General features: G+C 52.0%; 21 protein-coding genes. 9 read left to right on the top strand and 12 right to left on the bottom strand.

Annotation, left to right across the window (positions count from 1 at the left end):
- Positions 1-96: 96 nt before the first annotated feature.
- From E4Z61_RS20925 to tkt, 7 genes are all read right to left on the bottom strand, one after another.
- A complete protein-coding gene (locus tag E4Z61_RS20925; RefSeq protein ID WP_135324387.1) occupies positions 97-807 on the bottom strand; it encodes a nucleoside/nucleotide kinase family protein in 711 nt (236 codons plus the stop codon).
- Positions 804-1,313, bottom strand: coding sequence for an MltR family transcriptional regulator (locus tag E4Z61_RS20920; protein ID WP_135324386.1), 510 nt, complete (start codon positions 1,311-1,313; stop codon positions 804-806). The genes E4Z61_RS20925 and E4Z61_RS20920 overlap by 4 nt, the downstream gene beginning before the upstream one ends.
- A 15-nt stretch (positions 1,314-1,328) precedes the next feature.
- Positions 1,329-2,300, bottom strand: a complete 972-nt coding sequence (gene glpX / locus E4Z61_RS20915) for a class II fructose-bisphosphatase (RefSeq protein ID WP_135324385.1) — start codon at positions 2,298-2,300, stop codon at positions 1,329-1,331.
- A complete protein-coding gene (locus tag E4Z61_RS20910) occupies positions 2,297-3,574 on the bottom strand; it encodes a zinc-binding dehydrogenase (RefSeq protein ID WP_135324384.1) in 1,278 nt (425 codons plus the stop codon). The genes glpX and E4Z61_RS20910 overlap by 4 nt, the downstream gene beginning before the upstream one ends.
- 24 nt (positions 3,575-3,598) lie before the next feature.
- Positions 3,599-4,975 (bottom strand): PTS mannitol transporter subunit IIBC, encoded by a 1,377-nt coding sequence (locus E4Z61_RS20905; protein ID WP_135324383.1) that lies wholly within the window; start codon positions 4,973-4,975, stop codon positions 3,599-3,601.
- 27 nt (positions 4,976-5,002) lie between these two features.
- Positions 5,003-5,446: a PTS mannitol transporter subunit IIA gene (gene cmtB, locus E4Z61_RS20900; protein WP_135324382.1), complete on the bottom strand. Its 444-nt coding sequence runs from the start codon at positions 5,444-5,446 to the stop codon at positions 5,003-5,005.
- A 316-nt stretch (positions 5,447-5,762) separates the two neighbouring features.
- Positions 5,763-7,754 carry a transketolase gene (tkt, locus tag E4Z61_RS20895; RefSeq protein ID WP_135324381.1) on the bottom strand — a complete coding sequence of 664 codons (1,992 nt, stop codon included), beginning with the start codon at positions 7,752-7,754 and terminating at the stop codon, positions 5,763-5,765.
- A gap of 279 nt (positions 7,755-8,033) precedes the next feature.
- On the opposite strand from tkt, the gene loiP reads away from it, so the two are divergent.
- The gene (gene loiP / locus E4Z61_RS20890; protein WP_135324380.1) at positions 8,034-8,792 is read left to right on the top strand and encodes a metalloprotease LoiP; all 759 of its coding nucleotides are present in this window, start codon (positions 8,034-8,036) and stop codon (positions 8,790-8,792) included.
- A 150-nt stretch (positions 8,793-8,942) separates the two neighbouring features.
- On the opposite strand, the gene speB is transcribed toward loiP, so the two are convergent.
- From speB to E4Z61_RS24260, 4 genes are all read right to left on the bottom strand, one after another.
- Entirely contained in the window at positions 8,943-9,863 is a 921-nt protein-coding gene (gene speB / locus E4Z61_RS20885; protein ID WP_135324379.1) for an agmatinase, read from the bottom strand.
- Positions 9,864-10,005: 142 nt separating this feature from the next.
- Entirely contained in the window at positions 10,006-11,982 is a 1,977-nt protein-coding gene (gene speA / locus E4Z61_RS20880; protein WP_135324378.1) for a biosynthetic arginine decarboxylase, read from the bottom strand.
- A gap of 8 nt (positions 11,983-11,990) precedes the next feature.
- A complete protein-coding gene (gene yqgB, locus E4Z61_RS20875) occupies positions 11,991-12,122 on the bottom strand; it encodes an acid stress response protein YqgB (RefSeq protein WP_135324377.1) in 132 nt (43 codons plus the stop codon).
- Between the two features lie 91 nt (positions 12,123-12,213).
- Entirely contained in the window at positions 12,214-12,351 is a 138-nt protein-coding gene (locus E4Z61_RS24260; RefSeq protein WP_276608736.1) for a hypothetical protein, read from the bottom strand.
- A gap of 419 nt (positions 12,352-12,770) precedes the next feature.
- Between E4Z61_RS24260 and metK the strand changes: the two genes are divergently transcribed.
- The 8 genes from metK (at position 12,771) to ruvX (ending at position 20,083) form a co-directional block, all read left to right on the top strand.
- Positions 12,771-13,925 (top strand): methionine adenosyltransferase, encoded by a 1,155-nt coding sequence (gene metK, locus E4Z61_RS20860; protein WP_135324376.1) that lies wholly within the window; start codon positions 12,771-12,773, stop codon positions 13,923-13,925.
- Between the two features lie 382 nt (positions 13,926-14,307).
- A complete protein-coding gene (galP, locus tag E4Z61_RS20855; RefSeq protein WP_135324375.1) occupies positions 14,308-15,702 on the top strand; it encodes a galactose/proton symporter in 1,395 nt (464 codons plus the stop codon).
- 78 nt (positions 15,703-15,780) lie between these two features.
- Positions 15,781-16,278: a SprT family zinc-dependent metalloprotease gene (locus E4Z61_RS20850; protein WP_135324374.1), complete on the top strand. Its 498-nt coding sequence runs from the start codon at positions 15,781-15,783 to the stop codon at positions 16,276-16,278.
- A gap of 94 nt (positions 16,279-16,372) precedes the next feature.
- The gene (gene endA, locus E4Z61_RS20845; RefSeq protein ID WP_135324373.1) at positions 16,373-17,080 is read left to right on the top strand and encodes a deoxyribonuclease I; all 708 of its coding nucleotides are present in this window, start codon (positions 16,373-16,375) and stop codon (positions 17,078-17,080) included.
- A gap of 75 nt (positions 17,081-17,155) precedes the next feature.
- Complete coding sequence (gene rsmE / locus E4Z61_RS20840) at positions 17,156-17,887, top strand: 16S rRNA (uracil(1498)-N(3))-methyltransferase (RefSeq protein ID WP_135324372.1); 732 nt, start codon at positions 17,156-17,158, stop codon at positions 17,885-17,887.
- A gap of 157 nt (positions 17,888-18,044) precedes the next feature.
- Positions 18,045-18,992 carry a glutathione synthase gene (gshB, locus tag E4Z61_RS20835; RefSeq protein ID WP_135324371.1) on the top strand — a complete coding sequence of 316 codons (948 nt, stop codon included), beginning with the start codon at positions 18,045-18,047 and terminating at the stop codon, positions 18,990-18,992.
- Between the two features lie 111 nt (positions 18,993-19,103).
- The gene (locus tag E4Z61_RS20830; RefSeq protein WP_205746873.1) at positions 19,104-19,667 is read left to right on the top strand and encodes a YqgE/AlgH family protein; all 564 of its coding nucleotides are present in this window, start codon (positions 19,104-19,106) and stop codon (positions 19,665-19,667) included.
- On the top strand, positions 19,667-20,083 hold the full coding sequence (gene ruvX, locus E4Z61_RS20825; RefSeq protein ID WP_135324369.1) for a Holliday junction resolvase RuvX: 417 nt from the start codon (positions 19,667-19,669) through the stop codon (positions 20,081-20,083). Before E4Z61_RS20830 ends, ruvX begins: the two co-directional genes overlap by 1 nt.
- Here ruvX and E4Z61_RS20820 read toward each other — a convergent pair.
- Positions 20,080-21,060: a type IV pilus twitching motility protein PilT gene (locus E4Z61_RS20820; RefSeq protein WP_135324368.1), complete on the bottom strand. Its 981-nt coding sequence runs from the start codon at positions 21,058-21,060 to the stop codon at positions 20,080-20,082. The two genes, ruvX and E4Z61_RS20820, sit on opposite strands and share 4 nt — an antisense overlap.
- Positions 21,061-21,069: the final 9 nt, after the last annotated feature.

Genomic DNA, 21,069 nt, shown 5'->3' with positions numbered 1-21,069 from the left:
TATCTGACTTACGTCACATTTCCCTAGCTAAGACGAGGGACAATTATTCCAGTAAGCCGTAATAATCATCGCGGCATAACTGGAATAATTTTACCTTCACACAAGCCGATACTCACCCTCGACCGTCATCTCCAGCATGAGATCCGCTGGCAGGCTACCTTCCAGTACCCGGCGAACATTCGGTCCGTCGGTGCGTTCATAAAATGCCTCAGCGTCAGCTTGTGAAAGCCCGCCAGCCAGTTTACGCCCCACCAGCCGTGCACGCAGGGCATCAGCCGGGGCGCGAATAAACAGCGAAAAGTCGCAGAACTCCGCTAATCCTCGCCATCCGTCGTCATCTCGTAATAACCAGTTGCCTTCCACAATCACGATCGGTGCGGTTACCACAACAGCATCTTCAACTGGGTCATGTTTTTGCCGGTCGTACTGTGGCCAGGTGCTTTCGCCCTCTTTCACCCGCCGCAGATTTTGCGCCAGTTTATCGACATCAAACGTTTCCGGTGCGCCTTTATATGCCCGTAGGTTATGGGCATCCAGCCAGGCATTGTAATGATGGAAGCCATCCATCGGCAGCGTCTGGATCTCCGGTAGCGCAGGATCCTGACGGGTGAGATGTTCCCAGAAAGTGGTGAGAGTGGATTTCCCTGTACCGGGTGGTGCGCTAAGAAAAACAATCGTTCGGCGTTGCGGGTTAGTGGAGTGTAATCTCGCCAGCCGTTGTAACAAGGGTTTGTGAACGTTCTCGACTTCATCATCATCATAATGCGCTTCAACATGAAGCCCATTGACCATTAGCCCGATTTTCACGGCGTTAATTCCTTTAAAATTGTCGTTATCGCCAGCGTTAACGCCGTCTTGACCATTGCCGTAAAACGCACCTCAGACCACGTGGTAAAATCAGCAAATTTCATTGATTCCAGCGCGCCATATAGGGTGGCATTACGTGTAATGCTGTTCACGTTGCTGATAAAATCCCAGGTAATATCATCGGCGAAACCGGGGATCGTCTCCTGTTCATTTACGTACTGATAAAACTGGGAAAAATGGGTGATATCGGCATACAGCCATTTATCCATTTTCCCCAACGCATAAATCAGACGTAGCGCAACATCGATATCATCAAGCGGACCACTCTGTGCGAGTAACGGCTTCACTGCATATTCCACGATCTCTTCATCGTTATCGACAAACAGCGACGGCAGAAAGCGTTTAATGCCCAGCAGCAAAATGTTATGTGCCGTCGTCATAAACGCAAGTAAGTTATTTTGAGCATCCAGTTGCTCAAGCACATCGTCTTCTGTCAGCGTCGTCATTCGTTATCCGATCAATCACCATGAATGCAGAGAGTCTATTATATTACACGTTCGATCTGCGCCGCCGATCAGTAAAGTTTGCGTACGCACACCATTCGTAACCTGTTGGATGCCATTAACAAGATCGCCACCCGTAACGCCCGTCGCACTGAAGAGGATGTCATTTCCTCCCACCAACTCGTCGAGCGAGTAGACACGATTCACCTCAACCCCCATCTCAGCGCAGCGTTCACGCTCCCGCGTTGCGACCAGATGGTTTTCAGTGGTGTCACCTTTTGCCTCACAAAAATCGATCAGTTCTGCCTGCATATCCCCTCCCAACGCTTTTACCGCGCAGGCTGAGATAACGCCTTCCGGCGCACCACCAATGGTATACATCAGGTCATAGGTATTGTTTTGCACACAAGTCAGAACACTGGCCGCCACATCGCCATCCGAAAGCGCAAACACCTTGACGCCTAGCTGTGTCGCCTCCGTAATCGCCTTATGCATTCGAGGTTTATCCAGCGTGACCATACGCAATCGTTCCAGCGGTTTGCCCAGCGCCTGCGCCACATTGCGTAGGTTATCTGCCAGCGGTAACGCCAAGTTAATCGCCCCTGTGGCAGACCGGTTCACAACCAATTTTTTCATATACATATCGGGAGCATGCAACAGGCTACCCCGAGGCGCAAAAGCCATCACTGCCAGCGCATTACTTTGCCCCATTGCCACCATTCGGGTGCCTTCAATAGGATCGACTGCGATGTCCACCTCCGGTCCAGCCCCCTTCCCGACTTCCTCACCAATCCACAGCATCGGTGCGTGATCGATCTCCCCCTCGCCGATGACGATCCGCCCACGAATGGAAATTTCATTTAAGGCTATTCGCATCGCCGCGACAGCCAGTCCGTCGATTTTGTTCTTATCACCGCACCCGGTTTGCGGCCAGGCTGCCAGCGCAGCCTGTTCCGTAATGCGAAATAGCGGCCATGCCAGAGACATCATGCCGCGGCCTCCCCGGTATCAACACCGAATTGTGCCAGCAGATATCTCTCCGCTTTTTCGTTCCAGATACCGTGAGTCTCTTCAACCAGACGCGCAAGCTCTCTGAACAGCGGATCGGTTTTCCCTTTTTCGGCAAAATCGCTAATCGCCGTCAGCGGCATCGTCACGCCGTTATAGATAAGCTTCTTACCGCCCGGAATATTTGGCAGATTCAGAACAGTCTCCGGTACCGCGTCAAGTCCGCCAATATGAGTCACCATAAACGAAGGCTGAAGCTGCCCCGTCGCGCTTAACGCAATGGCCTCTTTCATATCATCTGTTGAACCTCCGGATGTCCCTACTACATGCGTACTGTTGTAGTGCACGTTGTAAAAATTGAACGGTACTTTAAAATTGCTATCCGTCGGACCGGCAAAGAAGTTCAGGCAACCATCTTCTGCCAGCAGATCGTCAGCCATTTCAATCACTGCAGGAACGGCGGCATAAACAAAAACGTCGTCGAATCCGACATCATTTGTTAATGCCCGCAGCTCGGTAGCAGGATCTTTCATCCCCATGGTATTCACATAGATGAGTTCAATTCCTTTCTGTGCCGCCAGCTCAACCGGCAACAGCTTTTTAGCCTGCGTCAGACGAGCTTCGTCAATATCAACCACCACCACGCGTGACGGCTGGAGCCCACCGTTAATGGCATAATCAATCGCACCAATACCCATGGGACCTGCGCATGCTAAGAGTGCGATGTTGCCACCGGGTTTAACCCCCATCCTGTGTTCATAAACATACGGTGTCGTATGGTAATTCGCGTTATACGCACCAATAATGCAGCACATCGGCTCCGCCAGTGACGCAGCAGCAAAATAGGAACCGTGATACGGTAAAACACACCCCAGATTAACCGCAACCTCCGGGATAATCATATAAGTCGCGTTACCGCCAAAAAATTCGTAGCTGTAGCCAGCTGAATATCCACTTGGCAATCCCATGGCGGGCTGCAAAACAAAGCGCTGGCCTTTTTGGTATTTATCGGCCAAGTTTTTTCCAACTTCGATAATAATTCCGGCACATTCGTGCCCGGTTATTACTGGATGATTTTCCAGATCGTCTGGTACCCGTTTATGTTCACTTCCTAACGCTGCTGCTTTCCAGGTAGACAAGCACACACTATCGGATATAACACTCACTAACAGTTCGTTATCTGTAATTTCAGGCAATTCGAATTCGCGGATGCGGACGTCCTGCTTGCCATATATAGCAGCTACTTTCGTTTTCATATTTACTCCAAAAATTGAACAATGCTAAGCAGTGATTTTCTTAAATAAGTCGTCCAACAATGGGTCACCGATATAATTCTTAATTAATATTAAAGGTTTTGCACTCACTCGCTTAACACGGCCTTCAAGGCTGGCATGGGTGACGATAATATCTGCATCCTGTGGAACATTTTCGATAGCATAATGCGTCACATTAATAGCATACCCGGCTTTTTCCAGACGTTTACGAAACGTGGTAGCCCCCATCGCACTGGAACCCATTCCCGCGTCACACACAAAAGCGACACGTTTAATATTTTTATAAGCGAATTGTCCTTCCTGCTTCATCGCCTTTACGGTTCTGGCTGACTCAGAGAATTCATCTTCACGTTCTGTTTCGACGTTCTTTTCCATTTTCAGTATGACGGCAGTAATGACAAAGGTGACAAGCGTACCCGCAGTGACACCCGCAATAGTTGCCAGGAAAGAACCTTTTGGCGTCAATGCCAGATAAGCGAATATCGATCCTGGACTCGGTCCAGCCACAAGCCCGCCGTCTAAAAGATGGAATACCCATGTACCGGTCATCCCACCAGCAATCATGCCAATCAGAGTTAACGGTTTCATCAACACATAAGGGAAATACAGTTCATGAATACCGCCAAGGAAGTGGATGATCATGGCTCCCGGCGCTGACTTCTTGCTCATTCCCTTTCCAAAGATGGCAAAACCGAGTAACAAACCCAATCCCGGACCGGGGTTAGATGCCACCATAAAGAAAATAGATTTTCCCGTTTCAGACGCCTGCTGCATTCCCAGCGGGTAATAGACGCCCTGATCAATAGCGTTATTCAGAAAGAGAATTTTTGCAGGCTCATTAATCACCGATAACAACGGCAGGTAACCCGCATGAACCAGCGATTCTATGCACTCTTTCACAAAGTTGTTGGCAATGAGCACTGCCGGACCGATAACTTCAAATCCCAGCAGACATAACAACATTCCCGCGATACCCAGAGAGAAGTTATTAATAACCATCTCAAAACCGGCGGGGATACGTTTTTCAAGCAGACGGTCTATATGCTTAATCACCCATCCACCGAGTGGCCCCATAACCATGGCACCAAGGAACATGGGGATATCGGCACCGACAATAACGCCAATAGAACCAATCCCTCCCATAACTGCCCCACGCTTACCTCCCACCAGATGTCCCCCGGTGGAGCCAATCATTACGGGCAATAAATAGGTAATCATCGGACCGACAATTTTGGCGAAATGCTCATTCGGCATCCAACCAGTAGGAATAAACAATGCAGTTATAAATCCCCATGCAATAAAAGCGCCGATGTTGGGAATGACCATGGCCGTCAAAAACCCACCAAAAGCCTGGACCTTTGCTCGAGCAGACTTGTTTTCCATAATATTATCCTGAAAGAGGAGTGTGAATTATGCGCTAGCAATAATATCCGCAAGTTGTTTTTCTGATTTAGCAGTTAACAGTGCGGACAGCATTTCCTCTTCACATAACAGTTCACTTAATGCCTGAATAGCGCCAATATGTGAATCGGCATTTGCCGCAGATAAACCAATTAACAATTTCACCGGCTCATCATCAACAGCGAACTGAACTTCCTGTTTGAGTAATGTTAATGACATTCCTGTTTTTAACGCTCCACATTCCGGGCGGGCATGAGGCATTGCCACACCTGGAGCCAGAATATAATAAGGCCCATTGTTAATCGTTGAGTCTTTGATAGCCTGAATATAATCTGAATTGACATAATGATTAGCGAGTAAGGATGACATAGAAAAATCAATTGCCTCCTGCCAGTTCTTTGCTGAATTTTTTATTGAGATAGATGATTCGGGAAAGTAATCAATCAACCGCATAAATATTCCTTATTTTATTTTTAGGGTACGGGTTATCGTTAAAAATAAAATACTCGCGCGGCAAAACGAAATCAATCCAGGTCAAAAATGTGGGCTGTAAGAGGTGAGTTTTTTTCATCCGTTTAGAAACAATGAATTACGAAATGAAATAATAAAAGCAACGCCAATTATGTGCCAGGTATCACAATAACGGAAAATTCATAAATACTGAATTTGTGACTGAGATCTACATTAATCAATTGCAAAGATGAAAATAAATAAGCCTCTTATACAAAACGGGCCGCCTGAGCGACCCGTTTTACCGTTGTAATCGTAATTACAGCAGTTCTTTTGCTTTCGCGACCACGTTGTCTACGGTGAAACCGAACTCTTCAAACAGCAACTCAGCCGGTGCAGACTCACCGAAGGAGGTCATGCCAACGATAGCGCCGTTCAGGCCCACGTATTTGAACCAGTAGTCCGCGATACCTGCTTCGATAGCGACACGAGCAGAAACAGCTTTCGGCAGCACGGATTCACGGTAAGCGGCATCCTGCTTGTCGAATGCGTCGGTAGACGGCATGGAGACAACGCGTGCTTTAACGCCTTCCGCTGTCAGTTTGTCCCATGCAGCTACAGCCAGTTCAACTTCAGAACCGGTGGCGATGAAGATCAGCTCCGGCTGACCGGCGCAATCTTTCAGCACGTAACCACCGCGCGCGATGTTTGCCAGTTGCTCTTCGGTACGCTCCTGCTGTGCCAGGTTCTGACGGGAGAGGATCAGCGCGGTAGGACCGTCCTGACGCTCAACGCCGTATTTCCACGCTACTGCAGATTCAACCTGGTCACATGGACGCCATGTGCTCATGTTCGGGGTCACGCGCAGAGAAGCCACCTGCTCAACCGGCTGGTGAGTCGGACCATCTTCGCCCAGACCGATGGAGTCATGGGTATAGACCATGACCTGACGCTGTTTCATCAGCGCAGCCATACGCACCGCGTTACGGGCATATTCGACGAACATCAGGAAGGTAGAGGTGTACGGCAGGAAACCACCGTGCAGCGAGATACCGTTAGCAATAGCGGTCATACCGAATTCACGTACACCGTAATGGATGTAGTTACCGGCAGCGTCTTCGTTAATGGCTTTAGAACCAGACCAGATAGTCAGGTTAGATGGCGCGAGGTCAGCGGAACCGCCGAGGAATTCCGGCAGCAAAGGACCAAACGCTTCAATGGCGTTCTGGGATGCTTTACGGCTGGCGATTTTGGACGGGTTCGCTTGCAGCTTAGCAATGAATTCGTTCGCTTTTGCGTCGAAATCAGACGGCATTTCACCTTTCATACGACGGGTGAATTCAGCGGCTTCCTGCGGGAAGGCTTTCGCATAAGCGGCGAACTTCTCGTTCCACGCGGCTTCTTTAACCTGACCTGCTTCTTTCGCATCCCACTGCGCGTAAATTTCCGACGGGATTTCGAACGGCGCGTATTTCCAGCCCAGCTGTTCGCGGGTCAGTGCGATCTCTGCATCGCCCAGCGGTGCACCGTGAGAGTCGTGGGTACCAGCTTTGTTCGGGGAACCGAAACCGATGATGGTTTTGCACATCAGCAGGGACGGTTTGTCGGTCACTGCGCGGGCTTCTTCTACTGCGCGCTTAATCGCGTCAGCATCGTGGCCATCTACGCCACGCACTACATGCCAGCCGTAAGCTTCGAAGCGCTTCGCTGTGTCATCAGTGAACCAACCTTCAACGTGACCATCGATAGAAATACCGTTGTCATCGTAGAACGCAATCAGTTTGCCCAACTTCAGCGTACCAGCCAGAGAACATACCTCGTGAGAGATACCTTCCATCATGCAGCCGTCGCCCATAAAGGCGTAGGTGAAGTGGTCAACAATGTCATGGCCTGGACGGTTAAACTGCGCCGCCAGCGTTTTTTCAGCGATAGCCATACCAACCGCGTTAGCAATACCCTGCCCCAACGGACCGGTAGTGGTCTCCACACCCGCGGTATAACCCACTTCCGGGTGACCCGGAGTTTTGGAGTGCAGCTGACGGAAGTTCTGCAGCTCAGACATCGGCAAGTCGTAGCCGGTGAGGTGCAGCAAGCTATAAATCAGCATAGAACCGTGACCGTTGGACAGCACAAAGCGGTCACGGTCAGCCCAGGACGGGTTGTTCGGGTTGTGGTTCAGGAAATCACGCCACAGGACTTCGGCAATGTCAGCCATACCCATCGGGGCACCCGGGTGACCGGATTTGGCTTTCTGTACTGCATCCATGCTCAGCGCACGAATAGCATTGGCAAGCTCTTTACGTGAGGACATTTTGACTCCAGATCGGATAATGAAGGCCACGCCCTAAACGACTTGACGACAGCGCGTTTTGGGCTACGCCGGAAAAAAGTGCCAACAATGTAACCCAAGCCGCGTGCCATGTACATGGAGCATCCTTTTACCGCTTCAGAAATCTCTGGATCATGCGCGCATGTTGCGCAATCTTCTCGCCCGCTTGTTGTTCTTTTCTTTATACTTAGGTCGAGCGTCGTTTTACCTGCAAACGATGTATTTTTTAGAAAAATCCTGACTTCGTGCGGAAGAGAAAAAATGAAAATTCGCGCTTTACTGCTTGCTATGAGCATGGCAACGGCACTGACCGGCTGCCAGAATATAGACTCCAACGGACTACTTTCATCTGGCGCGGGCGCTTTCCAGGCCTACAGCCTGAGCGATGCTCAGGTCATCGCGCTGAGCAATCAAGCCTGTCAGGATATGGACAGCAAAGCGACCATTGCCCCGGCTGGCAGCGAATATGCGACACGTCTCGGTAAAATCGCCGCAGCGCTTGGCGATAACATCAACGGCCAGCCAGTGAATTACAAAGTCTACGTGGCGAAAGACGTCAACGCCTTTGCGATGGCGAATGGCTGCATCCGTGTTTACAGCGGCCTGATGGATATGATGACCGATAACGAAGTTGAGGCGGTCATTGGTCACGAAATGGGTCACGTTGCGCTGGGTCACGTGAAGAAAGGCATGCAGGTTGCGTTGGGGACCAACGCCGTGCGTGCAGCAGCAGCTTCCGCTGGCGGCATTGTCGGCAGCCTGTCGCAGTCGCAATTGGGCGATCTTGGCGAAAAACTGGTGAACTCACAGTTCTCCCAGCGCCAAGAATCCGAAGCGGATGATTACTCATATGATTTGTTGCGCAAACGCGGGATCAATCCGGCAGGCTTAGCCACCAGCTTCGAGAAACTGGCGAAACTGGAAGCCGGTCGTCAAAGCTCAATGTTTGACGATCACCCGGCATCTGCCGAACGCGCCCAGCATATTCGCGATCGCATGAGCGCGGACGGGATTAAATAGTTTTAGCCCTATTCCACGATGATATCGGACGTTATTGGCGAAGCCAGTTTGGACACGGACAGCGTACAGCCACCGGAGCGTACACGTAGTACGTGAGGATGGCGAGCACTGCCCGGGTTCAAAATGGCGAGCAAAATAGTCCGATACCGGTTACTCGCCTTTTTTCGCCGCCTGGATGTAAAGCATTTCCAGAGCCAGCGTAGCCGCCGCCAGCGCGGTGATTTCGGACTGATCGTAGGCAGGAGCCACTTCAACGACGTCCATCCCGACGATGTTCAGATCCTTCAGGCCACGCACCAGTTTGATCGCACGATCCGATGTCAGACCGCCGATCACCGGCGTACCGGTACCCGGAGCAAATGCCGGGTCCAGGCAGTCGATATCAAAGGTCAGATACACAGGCATATCACCGACAATCTGCTTAACCTGCGCAATGATGTCGTCAACGCCGCGATCGTTCACCTGGCAGGCATCCAACACGGTAAAGCCGTTGTCTTTGTCGAACTCGGTACGAATACCGATCTGCACGGAGTGGTTCGGATCGATCAGACCTTCTTTCGGTGCGGTATAGAACATGGTGCCGTGATCGAATTCGCAGCCGTTGGCGTAGGTATCGGTATGGGCATCAAAATGCACCAGCGCCATTTTACCAAAGTGCTTAGCGTGCGCGCGCAGTAGCGGCAGCGTGACGAAGTGGTCGCCACCGAAGGAGAGCATGCGCTTGCCAGCAGAAAGCAGCTTTTCAGCATGCGCCTGCAGTTTTTCGCTCATTTCACGGGCATCGCCAAATGCATAAACCAGATCGCCGCAGTCCACAACGTTCAGGCGTTCACGCATGTCGAAGTTCCACGGGAAACGGTTATGCTCCCAAGCCAGGTTGGTAGACACTTGACGGATCGCTGCCGGGCCATGGCGGCCACCCGCGCGGCCGGACGTTGCCATATCAAAAGGTACGCCGGTAATCACCCAATCGGCGTCGCTGTCGTATGGCATGAAATTCATTGGCAGACGCAAAAAACCAAAGGCGTTAGAAACCAGGGAGTTGTCGTATTGATGACCTAAGGTGCTCATGTACTGACCTCTTATAAAATCGGTGAAAAAAAATCCCCTCCGCGTCGTTAAGCCCGACGAGGAAGGGATTGATTTACGTGACTACTTCTATGGGCGAATTATCGCCGTTAATTTGTCCGGGTTCAAGCAACCCCGCACAACCTTACTCGTCTTCGAGATAGGTATAGCCGTACAGTCCCGCTTCAAACTCTTCGAGGAACTGCTGCTGCAGCGCATCGTCAAGATCGGTTTGCTTAACCTGATCACGGAAGTGGGTCAGCAACGTTTTCGGATCCAACTGCACGTATTGCAGCATGTCCGCAACGGTATCCCCTTCGTCTGACAGCTCAACTTCTACGCTGCCGTCCGGGAAGACAAACACGTCGACCGCTTCGGTATCGCCGAACAGGTTATGCATGTTACCAAGGATTTCCTGGTATGCGCCGACCATAAAGAAGCCCAGCATTGGCGGATTCTCAGGATCGTATTCCGGCATCGGCATGGTGGTGGCAATACCATCCCCGTCAACGTAATGGTCAATAGCACCGTCAGAGTCACAGGTAATATCCAGCAGCACCGCGCGGCGCTCAGGAGCCTGGTTCAGCCCTTCCAACGGCATTACCGGGAACAGCTGATCGATCCCCCACGCATCTGGCATCGACTGGAACAACGAGAAGTTGACGTAAATCTTATCCGCCATACGCTCCTGCAGTTCGTCGATTATCGGACGGTGCGCGCGATTGCTCGGGTCGAGCTGTTTCTGCACTTCATGACACATGTTCAGATAGAGTTGCTCCGCCCACGCACGTTCCTGCAGGCTGAAGGTTCCGGATGAATAGCCAATGTGAACATCATGCAGATCCATCTGGCTGTCGTGCAGCCATTCACGCAGCGAACGGCGGGTTCCCGGCTCGTGCATCTCCTGCCAGGTTTCCCACATGTTTTGCAGGGCTCGCGGCGCATCTTCAGCCGGAGGCGTTGCTTCTGTGTGTTCGCTACGCTCAACGCCAATGATGTTAGATACCAGCACGGTATGATGCGCGGTAACGGCACGACCCGATTCGGTGATCACCGTCGGATGCGGCAGGCCGTGTTCTTCACAGGCATCGCCAATCGCCCAGATAATATTGTTGGCGTATTCATTCAGACCGTAGTTGACCGAACAGTCAGATTGCGAACGCGTCCCTTCGTAGTCCACGCCCAGTCCACCGCCCACGTCGAAACACTGGATGTTCACGCCCAACTTATGCAGCTCAACGTAAAAACGCGCAGATTCACGCACACCGGTAGCAATATCGCGAATGTTCGCCATCTGCGAACCGAGGTGGAAGTGCAACAGTTGGATACTGTCCAGACGACCGCGTTCGCGTAGAATTTCTACCAGCTGCAGCACCTGATTCGCCGCCAGGCCGAATTTAGATTTTTCACCGCCGGAGGACTGCCATTTGCCGGAACCTTGCGATGCCAGACGCGCACGCACGCCCAGACGCGGGATCACATTCAGACGTTCGGCTTCATCCAGCACGATTGCGATTTCAGACATCTTCTCGATGACCAGATAGACCTTGTGGCCCATCTTCTCGCCAATCAGCGCCAGGCGAATGTATTCACGGTCTTTGTAACCGTTACAGACAATCACGCTGCGAGTCATACCCGCATGGGCCAGAACCGCCATCAGTTCCGCCTTAGAACCCGCTTCCAGTCCCAGCGGTTCACCAGAATGGATCAGTGATTCAATCACGCGACGATGCTGGTTGACCTTGATCGGGTAAACGAGGAAATAATCACCCTTGTAGCCGTAAGATTCACGGGCGCGCTTAAACGCGGCGTTAATCGAGCGCAGACGGTGTTGCAGGATCTGCGGGAAGCAGAACAGCGCAGGCAGACGTTGCCCCTGCGCTTCACGGGCTTTCACCAGCTCGGCAAGATCAACGCGTGCTTCCGGGACGTCAGGGTCCGGACACACGCTGATGTGGCCGAGTTCGTTGACGTCGTAGTAGTTATTACCCCACCAGGCAATATTGTATGTACGCAGCATCTTGCTGGCTTCCTGGGAACTCATTGCAACCTCCTGCATGGAGCGTAGTACACCCTGTCCGCCTGCTGACGAAGGCGAACCCATAGAAATGTCGTCAGACATAGCGAACCTCAGATTTTATTAACAAGTGTAAAACAGTTGACTACTATCGCAATCCGAAGAGGCGATAACAACCCATAAACAGGCAGATTTTCCAGCAGATAGTGCTGACACTCCGACTGTGCGACCGGTTTCTTTTTCATATCATTGTAAACACGTAACCGAACTTAATGCTGACGGTTCGGCGAAACCACGAGAAAACTCTTGTTTACCAAGAGCGCCCTTGTTCAGTCCTTAATTGCCGTTACCGGCCCTGGAGTCCTGAGAAGCGCCGAGATGGGTATAACATCGGCAGGTATGCAAGATGCAGATTGCGGGGGACATATGTACACCAGAACGGTGTGGCAGATTCAGCAGAATACAACGGTTCATTATCTCGTATCACCTCCACGGTCGCTCCACACGGAACGAACCCACAAGCCAAAGCTAAAGTGTTAACCCGGCTGGAAGTGGCGACACGATGAAAACGTCGTGTGCTTTTTGTATGAGCCGCGCGCCGCGTTTTATACCGATAAGACTGTCAAAAAGCAAAAGATAAATGCGCACATTGCCAGCACCGTCAGGAAAAATTTCCAGTTACATTTGCAGTGCAATGCGACCTCAATCAAAAAAAGCTGGAAATCAGGCGGAGAACTGTCCTAAAATAGCCATCCAGATGTTAATCCATCTATACCGATTAACACTCAGACTGCCAGTGTTCGAAATCTGCAGACTCATGGTAGAATCTTCTACACATGGCTATTCCACTCGACAGTTTGAGCTAACCAAATTCTCCTTAGGTGAAATTAAATATGGCAAAACACCTTTTTACGTCCGAGTCCGTATCAGAAGGGCATCCTGACAAAATCGCTGACCAAATCTCTGATGCCGTGCTGGATGCAATCCTCGAACAGGATCCGAAAGCACGCGTCGCCTGCGAAACCTATGTCAAAACCGGTATGGTTTTAGTTGGCGGTGAAATCACCACCAGCGCATGGGTCGATATCGAAGAGATCACGCGTAATACGGTTCGCGAAATTGGCTATGTGCATTCCGACATGGGCTTTGATGCCAACTCTTGTGCGGTACTGAGCGCGATTGGTAAACAGTCCCCGGATATCAACCAGGGCGTTGACCGTGCCGACCCACTGGAACAAGGCGCAGGCGACCAGGGTCTGATGTTTGGTTATGCTACCAACGAAACCGACGTGCTGATGCCGGCACCGATTACCTATGCTCACCGTCTGGTGCAGCGTCAGGCTGAAGTGCGCAAAAACGGCACCTTGTCCTGGCTGCGCCCGGATGCGAAAAGCCAGGTCACCTTCCAGTATGACGATGGCAAAATTGTCGGTATTGATGCAGTTGTTCTGTCTACTCAGCACTCTCAAGATATCGACCAGAAATCACTGCAAGAAGCGGTGATGGAAGAGATCATCAAGCCGGTACTGCCGACTGAGTGGCTGACCGCATCGACCAAGTTCTTCATCAACCCGACTGGTCGTTTCGTTATCGGTGGCCCAATGGGTGACTGCGGTCTGACCGGTCGTAAGATCATCGTGGATACCTACGGCGGCATGGCTCGTCATGGTGGCGGCGCATTCTCGGGTAAAGATCCGTCTAAAGTTGACCGTTCTGCTGCCTACGCAGCCCGCTATGTCGCGAAAAACATCGTTGCCGCAGGTCTGGCTGACCGTTGTGAGATTCAGGTGTCCTACGCTATCGGTGTGGCTGAACCGACCTCTATCATGGTTGAAACGTTTGGTACTGAAAAAGTGCCTTCTGAGCAATTGACCCTGCTGGTACGCGAGTTCTTCGATCTGCGTCCGTACGGCCTGATCCAGATGCTGGATCTGCTGCACCCGATCTACAAAGAAACCGCAGCCTACGGCCACTTTGGTCGCGAACATTTCCCATGGGAAAAAACCGACAAAGCGCAACTGCTGCGTGATGCTGCCGGTCTGAAGTAATGACTGAAGACTGACCGCTTACCAAGACCAGCCTGAAGGCTGGTCTTTTTTTTGCCTGCACCTTCCCCTCTCTTCTGTTTCTCTCTGACCACCAATACAAATGAAAGCGATTACATTCAACCGTTATCTTTCAGCACTGGTTTTACATCCCTTTGTTTCTGCATTTTCATTGATGTTACATTATTTTTCAGCATTGTCTTAATTCCAGGCAATCACTCACCCTTTATTTTTATTAAACTACTTATATTTCAATCTATTAATACATAACCCACCTAAATAGCCGTGTAAACGATTACACTAATGTGATGTGATTCGCATTTTTTTACTCCGTACTCACCTACCCTTAACATCAACAAAATAAGTTACCCAACCGGAGGGCATCATGCCTGGTAATAAAAAACAGGGGCGTTCCAACAAAGCCATGACATTTTTTGTCTGCTTTCTGGCAGCCCTCGCAGGATTACTTTTTGGCTTGGATATCGGTGTTATTGCCGGTGCGTTACCGTTCATCACCGATGAGTTTCAAATTACCCCGCACACTCAGGAATGGGTGGTCAGCTCCATGATGTTTGGCGCAGCCGTTGGTGCTGTCGGCAGCGGTTGGCTCTCCTTCAAACTGGGCCGTAAAAAAAGCCTGATGATCGGCGCGATCCTGTTTGTCGCCGGTTCACTGTTCTCCGCCGCCGCGCCTAACGTGGAAGTGCTGCTGCTCTCCCGTGTCCTGCTGGGTCTGGCTGTGGGTGTTGCTTCCTACACCGCGCCGCTGTATCTGTCTGAAATCGCGCCGGAGAAAATTCGTGGCAGCATGATCTCCATGTATCAGTTGATGATCACCATCGGGATCCTCGGTGCCTACCTGTCCGATACCGCCTTTAGCTATAGCGGTGCATGGCGCTGGATGTTGGGCGTGATCATCATTCCTGCCCTGCTGCTGCTGGTTGGCGTGTTCTTCCTGCCGGACAGTCCGCGCTGGTTCGCCGCTAAACGTCGCTTCGTGGATGCTGAACGCGTGCTGTTGCGTCTGCGCGATACCAGTGCAGAAGCCAAACGCGAGCTGGATGAAATTCGTGAAAGCCTGCAGGTAAAACAAAGCGGCTGGGCGCTGTTTAAAGAAAACAGCAACTTCCGCCGCGCGGTATTCCTTGGCGTGCTGTTACAGGTGATGCAGCAGTTCACCGGGATGAACGTCATCATGTACTACGCGCCAAAAATCTTTGAACTGGCGGGCTATACCAATACCACTGAGCAGATGTGGGGCACCGTTATCGTTGGCCTGACCAACGTGCTGGCCACCTTTATCGCCATTGGCCTGGTTGACCGCTGGGGCCGTAAGCCTACGCTGATCCTCGGCTTTATCGTGATGGCTGTGGGTATGGGTGTGCTGGGCACAATGATGCACATTGGTATCCACTCTGCTGCCGCCCAGTACTTTGCCGTACTGATGCTGCTGATGTTTATCGTTGGCTTCGCAATGAGTGCCGGTCCGCTGATTTGGGTACTGTGTTCTGAAATCCAGCCGTTGAAAGGCCGCGATTTCGGTATCACTTGCTCTACCGCCACCAACTGGATAGCCAACATGATCGTCGGCGCAACCTTCCTGACGATGCTCAACTCGCTGGGCAGCGCCAACACCTTCTGGGTCTACGGCGGTCTGAACGTCCTGTTCATCTTCCTGACCTTGTGGCTGATTCCGGAAACCAAAAATGTCTCTCTGGAACACATTGAACGTAACCTGATGAAAGGTCGTAAACTGCGCGAAATTGGCGCACACGACTAATCACCTGCAGCTTCCTCCCCTGGCGGGAGGAAGCCTTCCTCTTGCAGTCCTTTTCCTGTCGCACTATCCTCTGGCGTTATGAAAATCTCCCGTCTTCCCATCGCCACGCAGCAAGCCGTTATGCGCAGCCTGCGGGAAAAACTCGCTCAGGCCAATCTCAGGCTCGAACGCAATTACCCTGAACCAAAGCTGGTGTACCAACAGCGCGGTACTGCTGCGGGTACCGCGTGGCTACAAAGTTACGAAATTCGCCTTAACCCGGTACTGCTGCTGGAGAACGTCGAGGCGTTTGTTAACGAGGTTGTGCCGCATGAGCTAGCGCACTTGCTGGTATGGAAACACTTTGGTCGCGTACCGCCGCACGGTAAAGAGTGGAAATGGATGATGGAGAGCGTGCTGGGCGTTCCGGCCCGACGCACGCATCAGTTCGAACTGCAATCCGTGCAGCGCAATACCTTTACCTACCGCTGCAAGTGCCAGGAACACCAGTTGACCGTTCGCCGTCATAACCGCATTGTGCGCGGCGAAGCAACCTACCGCTGCGTCCACTGCGGTGAACCACTGGTTGCCGAATAATATTCCTAATTATCAGGAACTTTTCTGATCTAGCTGATTGCATACAAGAACAACTTTCGCTACGTTGCGGGCTCGTTTTGACACGGAGCTCGTGATGTACCGTAATCTTTCTTTTGCAGCGGCCATATTAGCCGCTGCGTTTTCAGGCCCGGTTTTCGCCGAAGGCATCAACAGTTTTTCTCAGGCAAAAGCAGCGGGCGTCAAAGTTAACGCTGATGCGCCAGGCGATTTTTACTGCGGCTGTAAAATTAACTGGCAAGGCAAAAAAGGGGTCGTTGACCTCGAATCCTGCGGCTATAAAGTGCGAAAAAACGAAAACCGCGCCAGTCGAATTGAGTGGGAACACGTCGTGCCAGCCTGGCAATTTGGTCATCAGCGCCAGTGCTGGCAGGATGGTGGACGCAAAAACTGCGCCAAAGATCCAGTCTATCGCAAGATGGAAAGTGATATGCATAACCTGCAACCGGCAGTGGGTGAAGTGAATGGCGATCGTGCAAACTTCATGTACAGCCAGTGGAACGGTGGCGAGGGTCAATACGGACAGTGCGACATGAAGGTCGATTTCAAAGAGAAAGTTGCCGAGCCGCCAGCCCGCGCCCGAGGAGCCATTGCGCGTACCTATTTTTACATGCGCGACCAGTACGACCTGACACTCTCCCGCCAACAAACCCAGCTTTTCAATGTCTGGAATAAGCAATATCCGGTGACCGACTGGGAGTGCGAGCGCGACGAACGCATTGCGAAGGTACAGGGGAACCATAACCCATACGTGCAACGCGCTTGCCAGGCGCAAAAGAGCTAACCTACACTAGCGTCAATATTTTTAACCCATGCCCTGCCGTTTTGTCGGTCAGGGCCATGACGCGGATGGTTAACTATGCGCATTCCTCGCATTTATCACCCTGAACCACTCTCCTCCGGCAGCCAAATTTCACTGTGTGAAGATGCCGCCAACCATATCGGCCGCGTGCTGCGTATGGGGCCAGGCCAGGCGCTACAGTTGTTTGACGGCAGCAACCAGGTATTTGACGCCGAAATCACTCACGCCAGTAAGAAAAGCGTGGATGTGAAGGTAATTAACGCTGAACTCGACGACCGTGAATCGCCGTTGCATATCCACCTGGGCCAGGTGATGTCGCGCGGCGAAAAAATGGAATTTACTATCCAGAAATCGATCGAACTGGGTGTAAGCCTCATTACGCCACTTTTTTCTGAGCGCTGCGGCGTTAAACTGGACAGTGAACGTCTGAACAAGAAGCTCCAGCAGTGGCAGAAAATTGCTATTGCCGCCTGCGAACAGTGCGGTCGTAACCGGGTGCCTGAAATTCGCCCGGCAATGGATTTGGAAGCGTGGTGTGCCGAACAGGACGAGGGGTTAAAACTAAACCTTCATCCACGCGCCAACGCCAGTATTAATACGCTGCCGCTACCGGTGGAGCGCATCCGATTGCTGATTGGCCCAGAAGGTGGGCTGTCGGCAGATGAAATTGCCATGACCGCACGTTATCAGTTTACTGATATTCTGCTAGGACCTCGCGTTCTGCGTACTGAGACAACTGCTCTCACCGCCATTACCGCGCTACAGGTGCGTTTTGGCGATCTGGGCTAAGACCGCCCTTTTAGGCGAATTGTCGCAGCTAGTTTGAACACGGACAGCGCACAGCAACCGGAGCGTACACACAGTACGTGAGGATTGCGAGCACTGCCCAGGTTTAAACTGGCAAGAAAAATAGCCTAAGAGGTTGGGCTTTTAACGGAGAAGAACAATGATCAAGCTCGGCATCGTGATGGACCCCATCGCAAGCATCAACATCAAGAAAGATTCCAGCTTCGCTATGCTGCTGGAAGCACAACGTCGTGGTTACGAACTTCATTATATGGAGATGGCCGATCTTTATCTGATCAATGGTGAAGCCCGCGCCCACACGCGTACCCTGAGCGTAGAGCAGAACTACGATAAATGGTATGAGTTCAACAGCGAGCAGGATCTCCCGCTGGCTGACCTGGACGTCATTCTGATGCGTAAGGATCCGCCGTTTGATACCGAGTTTATTTACGCCACCTATATTCTGGAGCGTGCAGAAGAGCAAGGGACGCTGATCGTCAACAAACCGCAAAGCCTGCGCGATTGCAACGAAAAGCTGTTTACCGCCTGGTTCGCCGACCTGACACCAGAAACGTTGGTCACCCGTAACAAAGCGCAGCTGAAAGCCTTCTGGCAAAAACACAGCGATATCATTCTCAAGCCGCTGGACGGCATGGGCGGGGCGTCTATCTTCCGCGTGAAAGAAGGCGATCCGAACCTCGGCGTCATTGCCGAAACGCTGACCGAGCACGGTACTCGCTACTGTATGGCACAGAACTATCTGCCAGCGATTAAAGACGGCGACAAACGCGTGCTGGTGGTCGATGGCGAACCCGTTCCGTACTGCCTGGCGCGTATTCCGCAGGGCGGCGAAACCCGTGGGAACCTGGCCGCCGGTGGTCGTGGCGAACCGCGCCCATTAACCGACAGTGACTGGGAAATTGCACGTCGCATTGGGCCAACGCTGAAAGCGAAAGGTTTGATTTTTGTCGGTCTGGACATCATTGGCGATCGCCTGACGGAAATTAACGTCACCAGCCCAACCTGTATTCGCGAAATTGAAGCGGAGTTCCCGGTATCCATTACCGGCATGCTGATGGATGCCATTGAAGCCCGTTTGCAAAAATAAAAGAACTCGCCGGTAGAAGGGACCCTACCAATACTAATAGTGACAGCGCTCCTGTTTGTACGCATACTGGGCGCTGTTGCTTTTTTGAACCAGGAAACAGAACCTCTGACAATGAATTTACAGCATCACTTTCTTATTGCCATGCCTGCTCTCCAGGATCCAATTTTCCGCCGTTCCGTGGTGTACATCTGCGAACATAATGAAAACGGCGCAATGGGGATTATCGTCAATAAACCCCTCGAAAACTTACAGATTGAAGGGATTCTGGAAAAGCTGAAGATCACCCCTGAGGCGCGCGATCCGGCGATCCGTCTGGATAAACCCGTAATGCTCGGCGGCCCGCTGGCTGAAGACCGTGGGTTTATTCTCCATACCCCGCCTTCACGCTTTGCATCCAGTATTCGCATTTCGGACAACACCATTATCACGACATCCCGAGATGTGCTGGAAACCTTGGGTACTCAGGAACAACCTTCTGAAGTATTGGTCGCCCTGGGATATTCATCATGGGAAAAAGGCCAACTGGAGCAAGAGTTGCTGGATAACGCCTGGCTCACCGCTCCCGCCGATCTCAACGTTCTGTTTAAAACGCCGATCGCCGACCGCTGGCGCGACGCGGCCAAACTTATCGGGATAGATATCCTGACCATGCCTGGCGTGGCGGGACACGCATAATGAGCGAAACATTACTCTCCTTTGATTTTGGTACCAAAAGTATTGGCGTGGCGATTGGTCAGCGCATTACCGGCACAGCCAGACCGCTGCCCGCCATCAAAGCTCAGGACGGTACGCCGGACTGGAACGTGATTGAACGCCTGCTGAAAGAGTGGCAACCGGATGAAATCATTGTTGGCCTGCCGCTTAATATGGATGGCACCGAGCAGCCGCTGACCGCACGCGCACGCAAGTTTGCCAACCGCATTCACGGCCGTTTTGGCGTCACAGTGACACTGCACGATGAACGTCTGAGCACCGTCGAAGCACGTTCCGGCTTGTTTGAGCAAGGCGGATACCGCGCGCTGAATAAAGGCAAAGTAGACTCCGCGTCTGCCGTTATTATCCTTGAAAGCTATTTCGAGCAGGGCTACTAAAGCCGCCCCAGCGCCTGCCGCTGCTGTTGGCTCTGTGCAAACGTCTGCATGCCCACCTGTTGCCCGGTTTGTATCACACCGGGTAACTGGTGAGTTTTCCCTTCACGGATCAGATTGCCGACGGCAGGTATGTTGACGAGCATTTCGAATAACGCCACGCGCCCTCCCTGCTTATCTTCCTCCAGCTTTTGCGCAAGCACCGCCCGCAAGCTACCCGCCAGTTGATTACGCACCGGATCTTTTTCCTGCGCGGGAAACGTATCCACTAGCCGCTCCACCGCCTGCGCCGCACCGCGTGTATGCAACGTTGCCAGCACCAAATGCCCGGTTTCCGCTGCGGTGAGCGCCAGACGAATGGTCTCGCCATCGCGCAGCTCCCCCAGCAAAATCACATCCGGATCTTCACGTAATGCGGCTCGAAGACCGGCAGCAAAAGAGGTGCAGTGCACACCAATCTCACGCTGTTGGATCAAACAACGCTGACTGGTATAGCGGTATTCAATCGGGTCTTCCAGAGTCAGAATATGTCCTTCAACGTGTTGATTAAGATAGTCCACCATCGCCGCCAGCGTCGTCGACTTACCGCTGCCCGTTGCCCCTGTCACCAGAATCAATCCGTTTTCACTGTGCAGCAGTTCTGGCAAAACAGCGGGCGTCTGGAGCTCATCTAACTGCGGGCAAGCAACTGGCAACAGTCGCAGCGCCAGCGAAGTTCCCTGCTGATGGGCAAATGCGCTAGCCCGCAAACGCCGGGAATCTGCCAACGCGATGGCAAAATCAACCTGGCCATTTTCCCGCCACTGTACCTGTTGTTGCTCACTGAGCCAGCTCAATAGCAGCGCATCCACGTCAGGCGCGGTAAACGGTGCGGTTTCCATCCTTCCACATATGCGCCAGCGCGCAGGCCATGCATTGCACAGGTGTAGATCCGACACGTTATGCTTTACACTAAGGGCCACTATTTCTTCCATATTCATATGAACATC

This window comes from Citrobacter tructae, from assembly GCF_004684345.1.
In the GTDB taxonomy this organism is placed as follows: Bacteria; Pseudomonadota; Gammaproteobacteria; order Enterobacterales; family Enterobacteriaceae; genus Citrobacter; species Citrobacter tructae.
Note: the sequence above shows the minus strand (reverse complement) of the source record. Positions and strands in the feature narration are given on the sequence as shown.